Annotated in this window: 22 protein-coding genes; 17 read left to right on the top strand and 5 right to left on the bottom strand. The window is 46.6% G+C overall.

Annotated elements, in window-relative coordinates:
• The first annotated feature begins 12 nt into the window (after positions 1 to 12).
• The 5 genes from F3H97_RS09840 (at position 13) to mreB (ending at position 4,798) form a co-directional block, all read left to right on the top strand.
• Positions 13 to 423: a F0F1 ATP synthase subunit epsilon gene (locus tag F3H97_RS09840; RefSeq protein ID WP_196431270.1), complete on the top strand. Its 411-nt coding sequence runs from the start codon at positions 13 to 15 to the stop codon at positions 421 to 423.
• Between the two features lie 151 nt (positions 424 to 574).
• The gene (locus F3H97_RS09835) at positions 575 to 1,765 is read left to right on the top strand and encodes an EAL and HDOD domain-containing protein (RefSeq protein ID WP_031422261.1); all 1,191 of its coding nucleotides are present in this window, start codon (positions 575 to 577) and stop codon (positions 1,763 to 1,765) included.
• A gap of 200 nt (positions 1,766 to 1,965) precedes the next feature.
• Entirely contained in the window at positions 1,966 to 2,184 is a 219-nt protein-coding gene (locus F3H97_RS09830; protein ID WP_031422262.1) for a DUF1146 family protein, read from the top strand.
• Between the two features lie 244 nt (positions 2,185 to 2,428).
• Positions 2,429 to 3,730, top strand: a complete 1,302-nt coding sequence (gene murA, locus F3H97_RS09825) for a UDP-N-acetylglucosamine 1-carboxyvinyltransferase (protein ID WP_012727351.1) — start codon at positions 2,429 to 2,431, stop codon at positions 3,728 to 3,730.
• An 81-nt stretch (positions 3,731 to 3,811) separates the two neighbouring features.
• Complete coding sequence (gene mreB / locus F3H97_RS09820) at positions 3,812 to 4,798, top strand: rod shape-determining protein (RefSeq protein WP_074035738.1); 987 nt, start codon at positions 3,812 to 3,814, stop codon at positions 4,796 to 4,798.
• A 41-nt stretch (positions 4,799 to 4,839) separates the two neighbouring features.
• On the opposite strand, the gene F3H97_RS09815 is transcribed toward mreB, so the two are convergent.
• Complete coding sequence (locus tag F3H97_RS09815) at positions 4,840 to 5,211, bottom strand: VOC family protein (RefSeq protein WP_196431269.1); 372 nt, start codon at positions 5,209 to 5,211, stop codon at positions 4,840 to 4,842.
• Between the two features lie 13 nt (positions 5,212 to 5,224).
• Positions 5,225 to 5,731, bottom strand: coding sequence for a hypothetical protein (locus tag F3H97_RS09810; protein WP_196431268.1), 507 nt, complete (start codon positions 5,729 to 5,731; stop codon positions 5,225 to 5,227).
• A gap of 188 nt (positions 5,732 to 5,919) precedes the next feature.
• Between F3H97_RS09810 and F3H97_RS09805 the strand changes: the two genes are divergently transcribed.
• Complete coding sequence (locus F3H97_RS09805; protein WP_196431267.1) at positions 5,920 to 6,681, top strand: SDR family oxidoreductase; 762 nt, start codon at positions 5,920 to 5,922, stop codon at positions 6,679 to 6,681.
• Positions 6,682 to 6,746: 65 nt separating this feature from the next.
• On the opposite strand, the gene F3H97_RS09800 is transcribed toward F3H97_RS09805, so the two are convergent.
• Both F3H97_RS09800 and F3H97_RS09795 read right to left on the bottom strand, forming a co-directional pair.
• On the bottom strand, positions 6,747 to 7,526 hold the full coding sequence (locus tag F3H97_RS09800) for a response regulator (RefSeq protein ID WP_159562966.1): 780 nt from the start codon (positions 7,524 to 7,526) through the stop codon (positions 6,747 to 6,749).
• Positions 7,507 to 9,288 (bottom strand): sensor histidine kinase, encoded by a 1,782-nt coding sequence (locus F3H97_RS09795; RefSeq protein WP_196431266.1) that lies wholly within the window; start codon positions 9,286 to 9,288, stop codon positions 7,507 to 7,509. Before F3H97_RS09795 ends, F3H97_RS09800 begins: the two co-directional genes overlap by 20 nt.
• A gap of 186 nt (positions 9,289 to 9,474) precedes the next feature.
• Here F3H97_RS09795 and F3H97_RS09790 point away from each other — a divergent pair, with 186 nt between their 5' ends.
• The 4 genes from F3H97_RS09790 (at position 9,475) to F3H97_RS09775 (ending at position 14,260) form a co-directional block, all read left to right on the top strand.
• The gene (locus tag F3H97_RS09790) at positions 9,475 to 11,430 is read left to right on the top strand and encodes a HAMP domain-containing sensor histidine kinase (protein WP_196431265.1); all 1,956 of its coding nucleotides are present in this window, start codon (positions 9,475 to 9,477) and stop codon (positions 11,428 to 11,430) included.
• 98 nt (positions 11,431 to 11,528) lie between these two features.
• Positions 11,529 to 12,302: a flagellar hook-basal body protein gene (locus tag F3H97_RS09785; RefSeq protein WP_159562963.1), complete on the top strand. Its 774-nt coding sequence runs from the start codon at positions 11,529 to 11,531 to the stop codon at positions 12,300 to 12,302.
• An 11-nt stretch (positions 12,303 to 12,313) separates the two neighbouring features.
• Positions 12,314 to 13,096: a flagellar hook-basal body protein gene (locus F3H97_RS09780; protein WP_196431264.1), complete on the top strand. Its 783-nt coding sequence runs from the start codon at positions 12,314 to 12,316 to the stop codon at positions 13,094 to 13,096.
• A gap of 60 nt (positions 13,097 to 13,156) precedes the next feature.
• Positions 13,157 to 14,260 carry a glycerate kinase family protein gene (locus F3H97_RS09775; protein WP_196431263.1) on the top strand — a complete coding sequence of 368 codons (1,104 nt, stop codon included), beginning with the start codon at positions 13,157 to 13,159 and terminating at the stop codon, positions 14,258 to 14,260.
• A 16-nt stretch (positions 14,261 to 14,276) separates the two neighbouring features.
• Here the strand turns inward: F3H97_RS09775 and mscL are convergent, their stop codons facing one another.
• Positions 14,277 to 14,657 carry a large conductance mechanosensitive channel protein MscL gene (mscL, locus tag F3H97_RS09770; protein WP_196431262.1) on the bottom strand — a complete coding sequence of 127 codons (381 nt, stop codon included), beginning with the start codon at positions 14,655 to 14,657 and terminating at the stop codon, positions 14,277 to 14,279.
• 194 nt (positions 14,658 to 14,851) lie between these two features.
• Between mscL and F3H97_RS09765 the strand changes: the two genes are divergently transcribed.
• The 7 genes from F3H97_RS09765 (at position 14,852) to ptsG (ending at position 20,954) form a co-directional block, all read left to right on the top strand.
• Positions 14,852 to 15,112, top strand: coding sequence for a DNA-directed RNA polymerase subunit beta (locus tag F3H97_RS09765; protein WP_031422281.1), 261 nt, complete (start codon positions 14,852 to 14,854; stop codon positions 15,110 to 15,112).
• A 13-nt stretch (positions 15,113 to 15,125) separates the two neighbouring features.
• Positions 15,126 to 15,548, top strand: coding sequence for a 3-hydroxyacyl-ACP dehydratase FabZ (gene fabZ, locus F3H97_RS09760; protein WP_031422282.1), 423 nt, complete (start codon positions 15,126 to 15,128; stop codon positions 15,546 to 15,548).
• Between the two features lie 11 nt (positions 15,549 to 15,559).
• Complete coding sequence (locus F3H97_RS09755) at positions 15,560 to 16,015, top strand: hypothetical protein (protein WP_074035755.1); 456 nt, start codon at positions 15,560 to 15,562, stop codon at positions 16,013 to 16,015.
• A 97-nt stretch (positions 16,016 to 16,112) separates the two neighbouring features.
• Complete coding sequence (locus F3H97_RS09750; protein ID WP_196431261.1) at positions 16,113 to 17,849, top strand: methyl-accepting chemotaxis protein; 1,737 nt, start codon at positions 16,113 to 16,115, stop codon at positions 17,847 to 17,849.
• A gap of 63 nt (positions 17,850 to 17,912) precedes the next feature.
• Positions 17,913 to 18,962: a C45 family autoproteolytic acyltransferase/hydrolase gene (locus F3H97_RS09745; RefSeq protein ID WP_196431260.1), complete on the top strand. Its 1,050-nt coding sequence runs from the start codon at positions 17,913 to 17,915 to the stop codon at positions 18,960 to 18,962.
• 58 nt (positions 18,963 to 19,020) lie between these two features.
• Positions 19,021 to 19,299, top strand: coding sequence for a hypothetical protein (locus F3H97_RS09740; protein ID WP_012727334.1), 279 nt, complete (start codon positions 19,021 to 19,023; stop codon positions 19,297 to 19,299).
• 116 nt (positions 19,300 to 19,415) lie between these two features.
• Complete coding sequence (gene ptsG, locus F3H97_RS09735; protein ID WP_196431259.1) at positions 19,416 to 20,954, top strand: glucose-specific PTS transporter subunit IIBC; 1,539 nt, start codon at positions 19,416 to 19,418, stop codon at positions 20,952 to 20,954.

Genomic DNA, 20,954 nt, shown 5'->3' with positions numbered 1-20,954 from the left:
GGAAACTAGACGATGAATACTGTTCACGTCAACGTCGTCACCCCGGATGGTGCAGCCTTTGAAGGAGACGCACGAATGGTCATCGCCAAATCGATCACTGGTGAGCTTGGTATTTTGCCAAAGCACATCCCGATGGTGACGCCACTCGACGTCTCAGTCCTCAAGCTGCGCCACGAAGATGGTGGACGCACGCTGATCGCAATCAGCGGCGGTTTCATGGAAGTTCGTCCCGACACGGTGACGATCTTAGCTGAAACAGCCGAAATGGCGGATAAGATCGACTATGATCGCGCTTCTGCGGCGAAAGTTCGTGCCGAGCGTCGTCTTCAAGACACGAAGCTCTCGGAACTCGAATTCCGTCGTGCGGAACTTGCGCTCAAAAAAGCGATCAACCGCTTAAGCATTCGCGATATGAAAGAATAAGAATGACTCTCACACGAAAGTGTGGGAGTTTTTTTGTTGTTTTTTGGAAAAGATGGGTCTTTTGTCGTGCTTCTAAATGACGGGACTAGTAAAAAATATATGGAAGAAGACCGATAATAAAGGTGGGAACTACCGTAAAGGAGATTAGGGAATGAAAGTTTACGTTGCGCGACAACCAATTTTTGACCAACAATTACGCGTTTGCGGCTACGAATTGTTATATCGCCGCAGCGAAAATAATATTTTTGAGAACGTAGATGATTCGTTGGCAACAGCTGACGTCATTCATAACGCTTACCTTGTGTTCAATTTTCGGGAATTGACAGAAGGGACGCGCGCGTTCATCAATTTCCCTCAGACGTTGATTGAAGGGGAAGTGCCTTCGTTGCTACCACGTCAATCGCTCGTCGTCGAAGTGCTCGAACATGTCGAACCGACGGAGAAAGTATTACAGTCTCTCCGCTCGTTAAGACGTCAAGGTTATACGATTGCACTGGATGATTTCGTATTTGAAGAGAAATATCGCCCATTGATTGGACTCGCCGACATCATCAAAATCGACTATCAAGCGACCCCAGTCGATCAACAGCAAAAATTGATTGATGCGCTCGGACACCGAGTCGAATTTTTGGCGGAAAAAATCGAGACACCCGCAGAGTATGAGATTGCGAAACGACTCGGATATAAAATGTTCCAAGGGTACTTCTTTAGTCGTCCCATCGTGGTGCACGGGGCCGAAGTGCATCCGTTGCGTCACACGCTCATTGAAATGTTGAAAGAGCTCGATCGTCCGGAACCGAGTTTTCGACGGATTTCAGCGCAAATTGAGCGAAGTGTCGACCTATCCTATAAGATGCTCCGTACGGTCAATACGGTGTATCAAAAAGGTCGTCGAACGATTGAATCAATCGAGCAAGCCGTCGCGCGAATCGGACTAGATGAGTTGAAACGATGGTCTTATTTGATGCTTCTTCGAGAGATGCAGACGTCTGAATCGAAAGAACTGATTAAACAGAGTGTCATTCGCGGAAAAATGATGGAGTTGATTGCGGAGGATACATTGACAGATGTATTACCGTTTGATGCATTCATTACGGGAATCTTTTCATCACTCGACGTCATTCTCGATGAGGCAATGCAAACGTTGATTGCAGAGCTTCCGGTGGCGCCTCCTGTAAAGGCAGCGTTACTCGGTGAACAGAACGGTTTGCGAAAGTTGTTAGAGGATGTCATCGACTACGAACAGTTGACGATTCCGCTCCATAACACAGATTCGGATTGGTCTCAATATTACGTCGAAGCGATTCGCTGGTCTCGTAGCCTTGACGAATCGATTGAATAATGTTTGAAATATGTGAGGGGCGTCAATTACTGTAGTAAGACCTTACTGCTGATGACGTCCCTTTTGGTGTGCTTGTAGAGAAAGTGAGTTGATCGAATGGTTCAAACCGCTCGAAGCTTAAGACCCTAAGTCTTTTTTTCTCTAACATGTCATGATATGATTAAAAATGGTACGAATTTTAGAAAAGAGGGGAATCGTCGATGGTCAATACCGTATTTTCGCTAGCGATTTATATCATAGCGATCTACGTCGCTTGGTGGGCACTCTTACCCGTCAAATGGGATAAGTTGCTCAATCAAGTGAGGAGTCCGCAAGCTGCTGTCTTGCGCGTTCTCGTAGCGGTTGTCTTCGGTTCACTGATTGCCCAGTTCTTTTTGGAGTACATTCGACTGGCGCAGGCGCTCGCACCTATACAGTAGTCGCAGAATATTTAACAAACTGTAATCCTGCTGTAACGACTCCTATATGATTATCATGTAGGATAAATTCGTCTGACATGATGTTTTTTTCATTCAATTTGCACTTATTTATTATTCAGATTGATTAATGAATGAAAAATCATCACGTTTTGCAAACCATTCAAATAATCGACATCATCACATCCGGATTCGGATATCGACGCACTATATAAAAAAACAATGAAGTTGGAGGACAAAGAGAGATATGAAGGATTTGATCGTAGTCCGTGGAGGACGTAAACTGTCAGGTACTGTGCGCGTTGAGGGAGCAAAAAACGCCGTACTCAAAACATTGGTTGCCACTCTATTAGCTAGCGAAGGAAAGTCAATCTTACAAAACGTACCACGTCTTGCTGACGTGTACACGATTAACAAAGTACTTCGTCACCTCGGTGCAGAGGTATCGTTCAATGAAGAAAAGAATGAAGTAACTGTCGATGCGTCGGGCGACATCAAAGATGAAGCACCGCTTGAGTACGTGCGGAAGATGCGTGCTTCAATCCTCGTCATGGGACCTCTTCTTGCCCGTCTCGGTCACGCTCGTGTAGCAATGCCGGGCGGATGCTCAATCGGCTCACGTCCGATTGACCTCCACTTAAAAGGATTCGAAGCGATGGGTGCGAAAACGGTCATCGGAAACGGATTCGTAGAAGCTTCTGTAGAAGGCCGTCTCCAAGGTGCTAAAATCTACTTGGACTTCCCATCTGTTGGTGCGACAGAGAACATCATGATGGCAGCTGTGCTTGCAGAGGGTACGACTATCATCGAGAACGTTGCAAAAGAACCTGAGATCGTCGACCTTGCGAACTTCTTAAACGGAATGGGCGCACACGTTCGCGGTGCAGGTACAGAAACAATCCGCATCGAAGGTGTAGAAACACTTCGCGGTGCAGAACACTCGATTATTCCAGACCGTATCGAAGCAGGTACGTTCCTCGTTGCTGGTGCGATCACAGGTAGTGACATCGAAGTCATCGGTGCAGAACGTGAGCACCTTCGTCCATTGATTTCAAAAATGGAAGAAATGGGTGTCCACTTCGAGGATACGGCAGAAGGCATGCGTGTCACGGCACCAGACGAATTGAAGCCGGTTGATGTGAAGACGATGCCACACCCAGGATTCCCGACAGACATGCAGTCACAAATGATGGCACTCGTCTTGAAAGCGGGCGGTACATCTGTCATCACGGAAACGGTGTTTGAGAATCGCTTTATGCACGTCGAAGAGTTCCGTCGTATGAACGCGGACATTAAGATTGAAGGACGTTCAGCAATCGTCAAAGGTGGCGTACGCCTTCAAGGAGCGGAAGTTGTCGCAACGGACCTTCGTGCCGGAGCAGCACTTATTCTAGCAGGTCTCATCGCGGAAGAAGAGACACGCGTTGGAGATTTATATCATATCGACCGTGGATACGTTGACTTCCACAAGAAACTTCAAGCACTCGGTGCTGACATCGAGCGTATTGAAGGAACTGTCGAAGTTGCTGAAGAAATGGTTCAGAACTAAGAAACGAGCACGAATTAGAGGGCGAGGAGAGACTCTTCTCGCTCTTTTCAATGAAGAAACGAACGGAGGAACCTATACATCATGTTTTCAAAAGATATCGGGATTGATTTAGGGACAGCAAACGTTGTCATTCACGTCAAAGGGAAAGGAATCGTCTTAGACGAACCTTCAGTCGTTGCGATAAAACGCTCTACAGGAAAAGTACTAGCAGTCGGTTCAGAAGCGTATGAGATGGTTGGTCGTACACCTGGTGATATCGTGGCGATCCGTCCTCTCCGTGACGGAGTCATCGCCGATTTCGCCACAACAGAAGAAATGCTCCGTCACTTCATCGAGAAAATTCAAGTCCGAGGCTTCTTCGGAGGCATCCGCATGCTGATTTGTACACCTGCGAACGTCACGCCGGTTGAAGCAAAAGCCATTCGTGAAGCTGCTGAGAAAGCTGGCGCGAAAGAAGTCTTCCTTGCCGTCGAACCAAAAGCTGCGGCAGTCGGTTCAGGCATGGATATTTGGAAGCCGGTTGGTCACATGATCATTGACATTGGTGGTGGGACGACCGACGTCGCCATTTTATCAATGGGAGACATCGTCTGCGGTGAGACTATCAAGATTGCAGGGGATCGCTTCGATACGGACATCCTTCGTGCCATCAAAGAGAAGCACAAGCTGATCATCGGAGAACGTACGGCTGAACAAATCAAGAAAGAAATCGCGACGGTCTTCCCAGGAGGGCGTAACGAATCGATGGATATTCGTGGACGTGACATGGTACGTGGATTGCCTCGTACGGTGACCATTACGTCAGAAGAACTTCGTGAAGCGATGGCTGAATCAGCTAATGAAATCGTCGAAGCAGCGAAGCGTGTCCTTGAACAGACACCACCAGAACTTGCAGCGGATATCATCGACCGCGGAATCATCATGACAGGTGGGGGATCACTCCTTCACGGTCTTGACCAACTCGTCGCAGAGCGTGTCATGTTGCCGGTCATGATGGCCGAGGAGCCGACACTCAGTGTCGCGCACGGAACGGGGATCATGCTCGAAAACTTAGATCGATTGAAATAAACAGACAAGCGACCGCGTGCGGTCGCTTGTTTTTTGTATGTTCAACTCAATATTTCGGAGACGAGTGCCAACACGTTACCTTCAGAATCTTTGAAGAAACTCATCCACGTTTCTGTCGTCCCCATTTTTGCCACACAGTGTGGTTCATCAATGAAAGTCACTCCTGCATTTTTCAACTGAGCATAAGCATCATCGATGGATGCGATACTCAAATAGAGAATTGGACTTGATTTTGCAAAAACATCATTCTCTGGAGGGGACAACATGAGGCGAATGCCCCCACAGTCGAAAAATGCGAGCAATCCTGCTTGAAAGAGAAAGGGTACCTCAAGCGTGTCTCGATAGAATTGAACGGCACGGTCTAACTCTTTGACAGGGATGTAGATTTGTTTAATTTGTTGAATGAGGCTCATGGGATTCATCCTTTCAATATGTATTTGAAACAGGAAGGGGTAACTCTGATTCAAGTTGACGTTGGAGACGGTTGGTAAGTCCTGTTGGGTGAGACATTAAGCCGATAGAAATATGTAATGGGAATAGGGTATGTAAGTCGCTAGGATAATATGAGCCATCTCGAGGTAACGTATGATTGACAATCCGAGAGACCCCTGAGGAATGGTCAATGTTTAAGACGATTGGAGCAGACATTCCGGTCCCTCGCTCAAGTTGTTGATGGTTAGGATAATATTCTTGTAGAAGCACCCATACATACACTTCCTGTCGAGTCGTACTCGTCCCGAGGATTTGATAGCTGGCATAAACATCCCCACCGAAATTAGGAGACATGACTTGAGTTGTCAAGTAGCGCTCCAACACGTTCTGATTGACGTCGACGGATTGGGTAAGCGTGACAAATGATTCATCCGTCAAGGCAGCATAGAGCAAAGCACTCAATATCCATGTACAAAATGTCGTTATGATCAACTTTTTCAAATAAGCGCCTCCCAATACCGATGTGATGAATCATATATGTCCATCATATCTAAAGAGGATACGAATATATAGGTCATTCGTGGGAAAAATTGTATATAATGAAATCATTAATCAATGAGAGGGGAATCATGATGGCACCGATTCACTAATAGACTGAACAGAATAATCAAATAGAATCGGAGGACATCATGAACAAACCACTTACACTCATTACTGGCGTCAGTCGCAATCAAGGCATCGGTGCTGCGATTGCGCGAAAACTTGCTTCTGAAGGACATGACTTGTACTTGACGCACTGGAGTCCGTTTGACGCTAAAGAAGGAATCGGGGAAGAAATTGGCTTCATCGAACGATTGGTTCAAGAACTGACTGAAGAAGGGACCCGTGTCGAGCATGAGGCATACGATTTGGCTTCAGGAGACGAGGTCGGATTACTTGATCGAATGGAAGCTAAACTTGGTATACCGAGCAGGCTAATCCATAACGCGACCTATGAGCGACATGTCAACGTTGAGAACTTTACAACCGACGTATTGAGAAAACATTACCTGGTGAATAACGAAGGGACACTCGGACTCACCTTTGCGTTTATTGAGCGCTATAAACAAGCGGGACATCAAGATGGGCGAATCCTGTTCTTCGTATCGGGGGGACCGGATGCGAATAACCTGGCCTACATCGCAACGAAAGGTGCATTGATTGCCATCACACCTGCGTTGGCGAATGGATTAGGAGAATACGGCATTTCGGTGAATGCGTTCGATCCGGGACCGACGGATACGGGTTGGATCAATGACGAACTTCGCGAACACTTGCTACCATTATTTCCTTACAAGCGAATGGGGACGCCTGAAGATACGGCTCGCTTCGTCGCTTTCTTGATGGGCCCAGACGGCGCATGGGTGAATGGCCAACATCTTCACGTTGACGGAGGGTTTACTGGGCGCTAATAGAGAACGTTCGATGGATACAATAAAAAAAAAGACATCTCACTTTAAGTGTGAGATGTCTTTTTTCAATGCCATGTATAGTCTTTATCAACAAATAAACGATTTTTTAAGTCTGTTTTAGAAATTGAAGGATTAGGTGCATCAAGCCAATCGTAATAATCACAGGCACAGGAATCACCAAGTTCGATAGAATAGCCATTATTTATTGTATTAACAGTTATATCGAGTTCATGTTCAGCTAACGTCTTTTTCAATCGATAAATCGTGTTGTATACGTTGTGTAAGGCGCGTTGTGGTTCATCGATGTCCGGGTAAAGGGTTTCGGCAAGCACCCACTTATTAATGACCTGCTTACGATGAAAAACTAAGTAGGCAAATAACTCCTCTGTTTTTTGTGTTGGCCACTTCACAAGATTTCCATCTTGTGTTCGTACCGAAAAACGATCTAGAAATTGTATGCGACAAGATTGATTGAGATTCTTTTGTTGAATCGCCTCATAGCGCTGGATGATACGCGGAATGACGTTATGAATCATCTGCTCTGTGATGGGCTTCAACAAGTAATGCGTGGCATGCAAATTGAACGCTTCAACGGCATACTGTTGATGGGCGGTCGTGAAGACGACTTGTGTCCGTTCCGGCAAATAGGTCGCCAATTCGAGTCCCGTCATTTCAGGCATCTCGATATCTAAAAAGACAAGGTCTACCGGGTGCTCTTGAATAAAAGTGAGAGCTTGAACCGGACTTTGGAATGAACCAATCCACTCAAGAGACGGCTCCTCTTTTACAATCCGCTCCATCATTCCTAAAATATGATGTTCATCTTCAATTAAAATCGTACGCATCTAAATGATTCGTCCTTTCCTGTTTTGGTAAACGCAGGTGAATGGTGGTGCCTTTTTTCAAAGTGGAAGCTAAGTCAAACGTTGCACCATGAAGGTGTTCGATTCGACTTTTAATATTGCAAATCCCAATCCCAGATGTTTTGTTTGATACGTTTGGATCAAACCCACTCCCTGTATCTTGAACATAAACCTCAATCATTCCGTTTCGTTCCTGGATAGAAAGTGTCAATCGCTTTTGTCCTGGGTGTCGATAGAGACCATGTCGCACGGCATTTTCAACGAGTGGTTGAATCAATAAAGGTGGAATCGAACAGTCGAGAAGAGATTCATCAATTTCTTTCTCGACGTAGAACGAATCACGAAACCGTGTCTGTTCAATGGCGAGATACGAGTCAATCATATCGACTTCTTGACGAATCGATATCTCATTTTCAGTTCGACCATTTTCAAAAATGAAGCGGACATAAGTGCTCAAGTGACTGAGTAGACGAGCAGCATCGGGTGGAGATGTGTAACAGAGTGCAATCACATTCCCGAACGTATTGTAAAGGAAGTGAGGTTTGATTTGAGCATTAAAGAAGGACATCTCGTGCTGAGAAGCCAACACCTCGACTTGTTGCTTTTTCCTTTTGTCGGTAGACAAGTGAATCGGTAGAAGTAAAAACATCAATAGGAAATAGATGATGGTAAACGTATTGGCGTACAGCTGCTGATTGGGCGAGACGATGAACGTCGACGTCATGATTCCGATATACCCGACGAGTTGGGCGAGCGTGAAGGTTAGTAACTCGAGCGGATTGCCTGTCTTGTACTTTTCAAGAAGCCATCCAATATTCAATCCGACCCAGAAGAACGTGATAAATAAAACGATCATCCATACAAAGTATTCATACACTTCGTAAACGGAAGAGGGCAGGAAGATGGCTAGTACAGTCAATCCATATAGTGGATATCTCGAAATGGCCAAAAACCGGTCAAATGACACACGTTCCAAACATCGCGAAAACTCGATTAACATGATGATGCTCAGTAAGGCTAAACTTAACGTCAACTTATCACTACCCGAGATCCACATGCCGTCTCGGGACATGATTGAAAAACTCGTCAAAAAAAAGAAAGCTGTTCCGAAACCATACAACCGTTCATTTCGGTGAAAGAGATAGACGATGGCATAGAACATGGCAATCAAAAGTGAAATGAGCAACATGAAAAATTCGTAGCCGGCATAAGCATTTTGAGTGGTCATGATGGCATGTAACGGTCCGACCAATATACTTTCTTCGATGGGTGCGAAATTACCTGCCTGTCGTTCATGTTGAATCGTCAGTCGGAATTGTTTTGTCTCATCATCGAGCAGGAGGAGAGACGGCTGCTCGACGAGACGATTGTTTCCAATTTGTATCGTTTCAACCATTTTCCCATCTATCAAAATCTTAGAGGATGATAGGGACTTTGGAATGAGCAAGGCATACGTACCGGTTGGCAACGCGATATCGAGTTCGTAGGTAGATTCACGATAAGGGGTTGTAAACGGAATGGTTCGATAGGAGCGACGATCAACTTGGCTGACAATTCCTGACTCATAACGCCATGAGCCGTCTAGTCGTAAAATCTCTTCGTCAACAGTAGAAGAGAGAAGAGAAGCTTCGCCCTTGTCAACGGTGACGGTTGGATTAATCGACTGATGTCGAATCAATAAAGTGAGACTGACGCCAATCAACATCACAAGGATGAAGATAAACGTCATTCGATTACGCGTCATGTGCACATTCCCTTCAATCTTTGTGAGTTTCTTGTGAGGTCCTTCCGTTATTCTTCCTATTAGGTGAATGGATTTTTGAAGTGACTCTCCGTCTCATCATCGTACCCGAACTTTTTTTGTTTGAACAGAAAAAGTCATTCACCGTACGAGGTGAAGCATTCTAAGAGTGAAGGAAGAAGGCATTCCATGAAACGTTGGATTGAACAACGCATTAGTCGACAAGTTATGACAATTTTCTATATATTGATTGCCTTAGTGACGCTCACGTCAATTGGAACCTATTTTTATACACAGCAATCGATTCAAGAGACGACCGTAAAATTAGAAAGAATCAGTGAGCAACGTGCACGGGCGACAGACCTGTTTGAAACGTGGCAATCGATGCAATATGAATTACGAGGGCACGTCCTGCTAGGAGAACGTGCGCTATTAGAAGAAGTAAGAACAGCTCAAACGAACATCGACGAGCAAACGACCTGGTTCGAGACACAAGCAAGAAACGCGGAAGAAGTACAGTTCGCAGAGGATGCGAGACTTCTCTTCTCCATTTATACAACACGCGTCATGCCGGCACTTGAAGAATATGTGGTTGCGAAGCAGGCAGGAGAAATTGATGAATCCTTCCTGCAAATGCGTACGGTCGGGCAATTCATGCCGAAAAATGAAACGTCGACTCAGACGCGATTTAAATTGAACTCAAGTAGTGCTGCCGATATGAGCGCGAGCATCGTCGATATGGAGTCGGTCTTTACCGACTATCGACAAAATCTTGATTTTCAAGAAAGTGAATTGCGAGATGCGCTGTCAAAACAGTTGGTGAAAGCCCAATGGATGTGGCTTTTGATTCTACTCGGGGCATTGTTCATATTGTTTGTCGGGTTGCAGCCATATATTTTAAGGTTGACCAATCAACTGCAGACGCTGATGGTTAACAGTGAGCGACTTGCGAGTAATCCGAGTGCAACGCTCATCCCGATTAAACCGCTACAAAACGAAGTCGGACAACTGTCGAAAGCGTTTAATGAGATGGCGACCTCACTTAGGAGCCAACAAGATCAAGTGAATCTCGAACGAGAGAAGACCGCTCGAATTTTGCACACGATGCGCGATTCTATCGTCTACACGGAACTCAAGACGAATGAACGCTTTGGGAACAGTGCGCTCTTTGAGTTATATGAACATCCGATTCCATCAACAGAACGGGGCAGTCTATACCCGATTGCGATGTATTACCCGATGTTCATGAACCAGATTGATGATCAAGAGGGACTGAATCGCTTCACGAAGCGTGCTAAAGAAGAAGGTATGTTCGACGAAGCGTTCACGTATACGATGCATGAGGGTCAGAAAACGATTCGCATGTACGCCGAACCGATTGATCTTCAAAATGAACGTGTAGGTGTCATCTTCGTTTCACGAGATATTACCCAGGAAACAGAAATCAATCGCTTGAAAACAGAGCTTGTAGCGACAGTATCACATGAGCTTCGGACGCCCCTTACCTCGATTCTTGGTTTTTCAGAACTGCTCAAAAGTCGTCAATTGGAAAACACGAAGCGAGAGCGCTATTTAGACATGATTGCGAGTGAGACAAAGCGGCTCGAACGACTCGTGAGTGACTTGCTAGATGTTCAAAAAATGGAGGCGGGTATGAGCGTACCTGACTTTAAAGTAGAGAGTCTATATGATTTATTATCAGATCTACTCGAAATCCACGCAGGGTCGACGGAGCATCATTTCTTCCACTTTGATTGTGATGAATCGCTATTCGTCGCGGGAGATCCGGCCCAATTACGTCAAGTATTCTCGAACATCTTGAACAATGCCATCAAGTATTCTCCACGCGGTGGGAATGTGACAGTCGATGTCACGTGTGAAGATGACACGATTCAAATCGGGATCACGGATGAAGGGTTAGGACTTTCGGAAGAAGATGCAACACGAATCTTTGATAAATTTTATCGTTCGGCATCGGAAGAAAGTAAACGCATTGGTGGAACCGGATTAGGTTTAGCAATCTGTAAAGAAATCGTTCAACTGCACGGTGGTACCATCTCTGTTCAATCTCAACTAGGAGAAGGAACGACGATGATTGTCGAGTTACCGATGGTCGACCATGTCAATGAAGAGAGTTCATCCTAATTTATGGGATGAACTTTTTTTGAAAAAACGGTGAATGTCACGCTCGTTTGGTACGATATAGAGAGTGAATCATGTTATAGGATGAAAGGAAGACGATTATGCTACGCGGATTATATACAGCAGCGGGAGCGATGAATGCCCTGCAACGCCAACAAGAGATTTTGAGCAACAACCTTGGTAATGTGAGAACACCAGGCTTCAAAGCGTCTGATGGCGTGGTACGTTCGTTTCCGGAGATGCTTCTTGCACAAGTCAGCAATCCGGATAACGCGAAATCGCGCGTGAAGGGAGAAGTAGGTACCCTATCAATGGGCGTCTATCTTCAAGAAACAATGCCCCGATTCTCAGCTGGGAGTATCACAGAATCCGGTAGCCCGACCGACCTGTATTTAAAGGCACCTACTGATTTTGCGGGAGCCCCGATGTTTGCAGTCGAACAAGGCGGCGAGACGTTATATACGACAAATGGACGCTTCTCGATCGATGAGACGCTCTTCCTTCGTTCTGCGGACGGCGGATATATCCTTTCTGATGAAGGGGAACGAATCCAATTACCATCGAGTGAGTTTCAAGTTGGGAAAGATGGCGTCATCACATCGCTTGGACAAAACGTGGCGACTCTTGGTGCCTACCAAATCGATGACTTGACGACTCTTGAACAAGTCGGCAATGACTGGCGTGTGACGGGTGATGCCCCGGCGCCGGCCCAGGTCGAAGTACTACAAGGATTTATTGAAGAAGCGAACGTCAACCTCGACCAGACGATGGCAGACTTGATGATGACGTATCGTCAGTTTGAGGCGAATCAAAAGGTCGTCCAAGCGTATGATAAAAGTGCCGAGCGGGCAATCGAAATCGCTCGTATTCGTTAAGGAGGAACACCATGCAGTCCATTTATAACTCGGTCAACTCTCTGTCTCAACTTCAGCGTCAATTAGATGTGACAGGTCACAATATCGCAAATGTCGATACGGTCGGCTTTAAGCGTCAACAGGGGCATTTTGCTTCGCTATTGTCGCAGGCGTATAACAACCAACCGCGTCCTGAATTCGAAGTCGGTCGAGACACACCGAACGGGATTCGGATTGGAGTCGGGGGACATGTCGCCGATATTACACAGCAGTTCAATATCGGACAAGTACGTACGACAGATCGTGGATTGGACGTCTTTTTAAAGGCGAGCCGTCAATTTTTTGTCGTGGACACGCCGAACGGTGTCGGGGTGACTCGAAGTGGAAACATGCAATTGTCAGTCGGTGACGAGACGACGCTCGTTGATGTGAACGGGAATCCGCTTCTTGGAGATGACGGTAATCCAATCACGATGCCGAACGATGCGACGAATCAGCGCATTCGTCAAGACGGTGTGGTCGTTGCGAGTGTGAATGGCGTTGAACAAGAATTCGGACGTCTCGACATCGTAGAAGTCCGCAATACGTCGGAATTACGTCCGCTCGGTGATAACGTGTTCGAAGCGGATTTGGAGACCGAAGTCGATCGTCCACTCGGAAATCTATTGATTGAAGGGACACTCGAGTCATCGAACGTTGATTTGACGAAAGAGATGACTGATATGACAATCACACAACGAGCATATCAAATGAACTCACGGGCGATGTCGATGAGCGATCAGATGATGGGGCTTGTCACGGCGTTACGTCCATAACGCATACCGCTTCTCGAGCCGAGAAGCGGTTTTTTTATAGACAAAGGGGGAGAAGCATCAATGCGGATTGTAGTCGCGATGGATTCATTCAAAGGCTCACTTTCGAGTATGGAAGCAAATCAAGCGGTCCTTCGTGCGCTTGAAGGGCATGAGGTCACCATCATACCGATCTCTGACGGAGGAGAAGGTTTTTTGGATGCTTGGATTGCGACACATGCAGAAGGAACCATTATAGAAGAAAATGTCGTGTGCTTGGATGGAATACAGCGCGTTGCACGTTTTGGTTTCGAGCCGTCAACGAGGCACGCGGTAATCGAAGTGGCGGAAACAGCAGGATTGACACTCCTCGCTCATGTCGATCCGTGGCGCTACAGTTCAGTCGGAGTCGGTCAACAGATCGTTCAAGCGCTAGAGCGTGGGGCGAAGATCATCACCATCGGGCTCGGAGGGAGCGGAACGATGGATGGTGGGAAAGGATTGCTCGAAGCGTTAGGTGTTCGTTTTCTTGATGCGAACGGCTCTGTGTTATCGACCATTCCCCATCGACTAGAAGAAGTGGCATCAATTGATTGGTCCGGTCTTCATCCGCGTGCGCGCGAGGTCGTATGGAGAATGTCTTCCGATGTACAGAACCCATTGATTGGTGGAAGCGGAGCAGCCTATGTGTTCGGACCCCAGAAAGGATTGGCGGCAGATGTAGTGAAGCGATATGACCGGATCCTCGATCACTACGCGAACTGTTTTGAAGTGGATAGAAGAGCACTTCCTGGAGCAGGGGCGGCTGGCGGCATCGGCTTTGCGCTATTGCAGCTTGGTGCAATCTACGTGAGTGGCATCGAAGAAGTGGTCAGTTGGTCTAAGCTCGAAGAACAGTTAGAAAAAGCAGATTGGCTGATTACAGGAGAGGGTAAATTTGACGCGCAAAGCTTTGAGGGAAAGGCACCGTATGGGTTGGCACGCCTTGCGAATACGCATGGGGTCCCGACCCTCGTCTTCACCGGACAGTCCGATTACACATCGCATATGGAGTCCGGCATCGTCGCCATTTTTCCAATCGTGTCTCGGATCATGACGTTAGAAGAAGCGATTTGGGAAGCAGCTCCGTTGCTGACGAATGCGGTCCAACGCGTGCGTCACCTCATTGAAAAGGCGCCACGACAGTAGTCGGGCGCCTTCGCATTCATAAAGAACGATTTTTTAGCAGATCACGAATCTCTGTCAACAGTTGCTCTTCTTTCGTTGGTGTCGGAATAGCAGCTTCCTCCACTTCTTTTTCACGCTGTAAACGATTGATGACTTTGACAATCAAAAAGAGGGCGATGGCGATCAAGAAGAAGGACACAATCTGTTGAATAAAATTGCCATATAACACGTCCACTCCGAGTACACTTGCTTTTAAGCTAGAAAAATCGATTCCTCCAATAATGATTCCGAGAAGCGGCATAAAGATATCGTTGACGAGTGAGTTCACGATTGCAGTGAACGCTGCACCGAGTACGACAGCAATCGCCAAGTCGATGACGTTCCCCCGCATTGCGAATTTTTTAAATTCATTCCACATAGACAAACCTCCTGACGTTGAATAGTCTAAGCGTAGCATATTTGAAGGGAAAGAAATAAATCGTTCGACTTCTATCAGGGAAGGATGCTTGTTCGACTTTTCTGCATAGGGTACACTAAAAAGGTAGCAATTTACGCATTTTAATACCAGGTACTAATATGATATAATCATTTTAGCTGAAAGGATGGTTGGACGTGGCGAACGATGAACAGACGAGTTCGGAAGAACAAAAAGGTTCACCAGAACAAGAGACGAAGCAGAAAAAGCAATCGCGATTATCGAATCATCGTCGATTCCCGATTTTACTGCGCGTGCTCGTTGTTTTAGTGTTGGCAATCGCGATGCTCGCCCTCGGAGCGGTCATCGGATATAGCGTCATTGGCGGAGGCGATTGGAAAGATGTATTTGACATCGAGACCTGGCGCCATATCACCGATTTTTGGCTAACCTCTTAAAGGCGGTGGATGGATGTATACAATTGAGCAAATCAAAGAAGTAATCCCACACAGATACCCGTTTCTGTTAATTGATCGAATTATTGAAGTCGAGGAAAAGAAGCGTGCTGTTGGATTAAAAAATGTCACGGCGAATGAAGAGTTCTTTAACGGGCATTTCCCAGACTATAATGTCATGCCAGGTGTCTTGATTGTTGAAGCACTCGCACAAGTCGGTGCTTTTGCAATGTTGAAAGACGAATCGAATCGAGGCAAGCTCGCCTTTTTTGCAGGGATTGACAACTGCCGTTTCAAACGCCAAGTCGTCCCGGGTGATCAACTTCGCCTCGAGGTAGAAATCATGAAAATTCGTGGACCAATTGGTAAAGGACGTGCCGTGGCCACGGTCGACGGAGAAGTTGCTTGTGAAGCAGAACTCACTTTCGCCTTGAAGTAAGGAGAAATGGGATGCGTGCTTTAGTCATTGTATTATTAGTTGGCTTGATGACGATTGTGGGTTGTCAGCAGCTCCAGACAGAAGAGTCGAGTGAAGAGAACGTCGTTTACGAACAAAATGTGGATGAAACGATGATTGATAAACGTGCAGGACAGTCCGATGCAATCGCCGTTTCTCTTGAGCGAACGAATAACACGACGATGCTCTTCACGATTCGAATGCTCGAAAATCGTCGTCTTGATCCGACGACGGTCATGAGTTATGAGGTCGAAGGCGAACGCGTTGCGATTCCGTTTGGTGAACTGATTGCAGAGCGTGAAGAGGATATTCGGACGTATGAGTATCAGACGGACGTAGACCCGGATCTGTTCGTATCAGAGACACTTCCACTCTTCCATCTCGTTGAAGAAGGTGAATCGGAAATCACGATACCACTCGAAGTCATTAATTCGACAAATGGTGAATAAGAAACAGGCGATGTTGTCGAAAATCGCCTGTTTTTTTGTGGAGATAAGTCTATTCTATCCGATAAAAAGAGTAAGGAGAGAATGGAGGAATTTTGAGATGAAACAGAAATCAGAGTCGTTACAGACGCGCATTCTAGCATCAATGTTGGTCTTCGTCACGTTGCTCATCATTTTGTTTGGAGTAGTGCAATACTTCAGTACGAAGCATTCCGTACTCAGTACGTTACATGCGACGTTAATTGAAGATGGTGAACGGATTAGTGAATCATTGGATGTCGATGCCTATGCATCCTTCGTAACGAATCCGTCAAAAAATGAGCAGTATGAGCAGTTTCGTGAATATTTAGATGCATATCGTCAGCAAATTGGAGCGATGTATGTATACACGATCGCCACAGAGGGTGAGGAAGTTCGAATGATCGTGGACGGATTGAGCGAGGCGGATGCCGCAGAAATCGGGTCTCCGACTACAGCGATGACGTATGAAGGAGCAACGGCCGCATTCAAAGGAGAGACGGTCACGACAGATGTCATCGATGATCCGGAGTACGGGAAGTATGTGACGGTGCTCGTCCCGATTAAACAAGGGAACGAGGTAGTTGGGGTACTCGGAATTGATAAAGCTGCTACTGAGGTCTCCGCGATTACAGGAGATGTCTTAAAAGAGAGTTTAGTTCCAATCTTAATCGGTTTACTCGTGCTCCTTGTCGTTTCGGGAATCATCATCTGGCGTTATCTTGGCTGGAAATTGCGTCCACTTCAAGCGCTAGAACGTGTGGCCACATCCATTGCTGAAGGTGATTTGGCGACAGCGACGACTGCGGTTGAAGGTATTAAGTTAAAATCTAATGACGAAATCAAACGTCTGACGGTATCGATGGATAAGATGACACATATGTTAAAAGATTTGATTTCCGGCATTCAAACGTCGGCACAGACGGTACGGGATGAGAGTGGCAACGTTTCAGGTATCTCAGAAGAGGTAAATGATGCCTCTCGCCAAATTGCCTATACGATGGAAGAAATCGCAAGCGGTGTTGAGAATCAAAGTGTCTTGACGATGCGTCTTTACGGACATATGAATGAATTTTCGACACTTGTCGAGCAAACGACATCAGACGGAGAACAAGTGAGTGAGCAGGCGGAAGTCGTCAGTCGGGTGACGATGGATGGTCTACGTTACATGGAGAGTGCCGTCAATCAAATGACTCACATTCATGCGCAAGTGAAAACATCACAAGGACAAGTCCGCGACTTTGAACAACAAGCGGACGAGGTGACGGAACTGGTCACGATGATTCGTCAAATTTCACAACAGACAAACTTGCTTGCACTCAATGCAGCGATTGAAGCGGCTCGGGCCGGTGAACACGGAAAAGGGTTTGCCGTCGTCGCCTCGGAGATTCGGAAACTTTCGGATAGTGTCGCTGAGTCTGTCAGTGAAATTTCGGAAATCGTCGGAAGCGTCAAACAAAACTCGATTGCGCTCGGTCAAACCTTTACAGAGAGCATGACGGCTGCAGAGGAAGGGAAAGCGACACTTGAATCAACGAAGCGTGCGTTCACTGAAATCGAACAGAGCGTTCGTCACATGCAACAATTGACGAGTTCGATGCGTGGCCAACTCGATCGAGTGAAGACGAACCAGGACCACATTCAACATGGACTGTCTGAAATTGCTTCGATTTCAGAAGAAAGTACGGCCGGAAATGAGGAAGTGGCTGCTTCGACGGAACAGATGTCGGCGACGAGTGAGACGATGAATCGTCTCGTAAAAGATTTGTCGAGCACGGCAGAGGACATGCAACGAATGAGTCAACAGTTCAAGTTATAAACAGTCTCACTTCAGACAGACCTCTCGTGCGTCCGCTATAATGGGCGCAAGGGAGGTTTTTTCATGCAACAATTCTCTAGTGAACTGACACAGTTTCGGGGAAGTCATTATGACTTCGGACGATTTCAAGGAAAATATATTAAGCGCAGTCAATTGCTCGAAAATCGGACGGATCAGTGGAAACTACGCGTTCCGCGATTTGAGATTGATGCCACTGAGGCAAAGGCTGCCTTCGATGAATTTGCTCCAAAGATTTGGGAAGAGTTGATTGGGTTACAAGATGAGCTGAAGCTGTCGCTCAATGACACGTTACTTCATTTCGGACATTTTCGAGTCAACAATCCAATCAGCGGCTGTTCGATTTTGACGGGGGATAACTTTCTCGTTCGGAATTACGATTATCACCCGATGACGTATGACGGTCGATACAACGTCTTTCAACCGGATGACGGGTATGCGGTCATCGGACCGGTCTCTCGTGTCACCGGACGTATGGACGGAATGAATGAAAAAGGACTTGCCATGGGCTACAATTTCATCAATCGTCGTCGACCCGGGGACGGGTTTGTCTGTCAAATGATTGGACGAATCATTCTAGAAACATGTGCGACGGTGGAAGAAGCAGTCGATTTATTAAAAGAGATTCCGCATCGCGGGTCATTCACATACGTCGTCCATGACAAATCATCGAAAACACGTGTAATCGAGGCGACGCCTCGAGACATCCAAGTACGGGAATCGAATATCTGTACAAACCATTTTGAACTACTCCAACACGAGAATCGCTATCATCTTGATGATTCGACTCGTCGCATGATGGAAATCAAAGTCGTGCAACACTTGATTCAAGATGCGGAGAGCGCATTCCGTCTCATGAACGACACCGACAAGGGCGTCTTTTCAGAATTGTACAAGAGTTGGGCGGGAACGATTCATACGGCTGCTTATTTCCCTGAAACGCTCGAGACCTGGTTTGCGCTCGGTGGAGACCGTGACCCGGTCATCTTCGACTTCCAAAAATGGCTCGATGGGGAAGATTTCGATCTTCATGCACTTGACGGTGAATTGGCGACAGATATCGAGTTTGCGAATACGGTTCAACTTTGGCGCTGACGTTTGTCAGTGCTTTTTTTAGGAGAAACGGGAATACCCATTATAGGAGGGATGAAAGATGAAACGATTTGGAATCATACTCATCATGCTGACACTTGTTACACTACTCGGAGGTTGTGTTCCGGGTGACGGGACGTACACGACGGATCCGGCAGGTTTTTTCTGGGGTATTTGGCACGGATGGATTGCACCGATCTCACTCATTTTAGGATTATTCAATGATACGTATCGTGTGTATGAAGTGAACAATACCGGCTGGTTCTATGATTTAGGATTTTACATCGCTGTCATCAGTGGATTTGGTGGATTGACGTTGACGCGGAAAAGTCGAGGGTAATCTGGAGTGACCAAACGAGGTCACTCTTTTTAAAATCTTTTTTACCGTAAACGCTTGCATAAAAATATTTTTCATATTATGATTCAGGTGAAAATGATTTTAAGGAGGATTTATTCATGTCACGTCTCTTTGAACGAGCGCAACAATTCGGGAAATCGTTCATGTTGCCGATTGCTGTCTTACCGGCCGCTGGACTACTGTTAGGAATTGGGGGCGCCTTGTCTAACCCGAATACGGTGCAAGCGTACCCGTTCCTCGACATCGACTGGTTGCAACATCTATTCACCATTATGGCGGCTGCCGGTTCGATCGTATTCGCGAACTTGGCTGTGTTGTTTGCCATCGGTGTCGCTGTCGGACTCGCGAAGTCTGATAAAGGAACGGCCGGATTGGCGGCGATGCTTGGGTATTTGATTATGAATGCGACCATCAACGCAATGCTTCAGATTACTGGAGAGTTGATGGAAACGAACTTAGCGAGTGCCGGTCAAGGGATGGCGCTCGGAATTCAAACGCTTGAAACTGGTGTGTTCGGTGGGATCTTGATTGGGATTGTCACGGCGCTCTTGCATAACCGCTACAACAAGCAAGTGCTTCCACAGTTCCTCGGGTTCTTCAGCGGATCACGTTTTGTCCCAATCATCACGTCATTCGTTGCGATTGGTGTAGGGATTGGGCTCTACTTCATCTGGCCGACGGTGCAGAACGGGATTTTCTCATTAGGTGGTCTCGTTGAAAAAACAGGATATATCGGAACATTCATTTATGGGTTCGTCCTTCGGATGCTTGGACCATTTGGGTTGCACCATATCTTCTACATTCCGTTTTGGACCACTGGGCTCGGGGGCTCGATGGTCATTGACGGAACATTGATCGAAGGAACACAAAAAATTTTCTTCGCGCAGTTGGCTGACCCGAACACGACACAGTTCTATGAAGGAACAGCACGATTTATGTCGGGTCGATTCATCACGATGATGTTTGGTCTTCTCGGTGCAGCACTTGCCATGTATCACTGTGCAAAGCCTGAGCAAAAGAAAGTCGTATTCGGGCTCTTATTCTCGGCAGCACTCACTTCTTTCTTGACGGGAATCACAGAGCCACTCGAATTCGCATTCTTGTTCGTCGCACCAGTCCTCTATCTAGTACATGCTATCTTTGATGGACTGGCTTTTATGATGGCTCACATCTTTGAGATTACGATTGGTCAAACGTTCTCTGGTGGGTTCATCGATTTTATCTTATTCGGAGTCTTACAAGGGAATGACAAGACGAACTGGATGCTCGTACCCGTCATCGGTGCTTTCTGGTTCTTGCTCTACTACGTAACGTTCCGCTTCCTCATCACGAAGTTCAATTTCATGACACCGGGACGATCAGATGAGACAGCGAAAACAGCAGATGTTGCGGCATCGGATCGCACGACCGCTATCATTGCGGCACTAGGTGGCGATGACAATATTGAGACGGTCGACTGCTGTGCGACACGCCTCCGCGTCACCGTCAATGACAATCAACATGTTCGTGAAGACTTGTTGAAAGAGACGGGCGCTCACGGGGTGGTTCAAAAAGGGAATGGAATTCAAGTAATCTACGGTCCTTCTGTTACAATTATTAAGAATGAAGTCCAAGAGGCGTTAGGCCGGGGCGAATAA

Origin of the sequence: Exiguobacterium sp. SRB7LM (assembly GCF_015712685.1) — a bacterium.
In the GTDB taxonomy this organism is placed as follows: Bacteria; Bacillota; Bacilli; order Exiguobacteriales; family Exiguobacteriaceae; genus Exiguobacterium; species Exiguobacterium profundum.
This window is presented reverse-complemented; position numbering and strand designations above follow the sequence as displayed.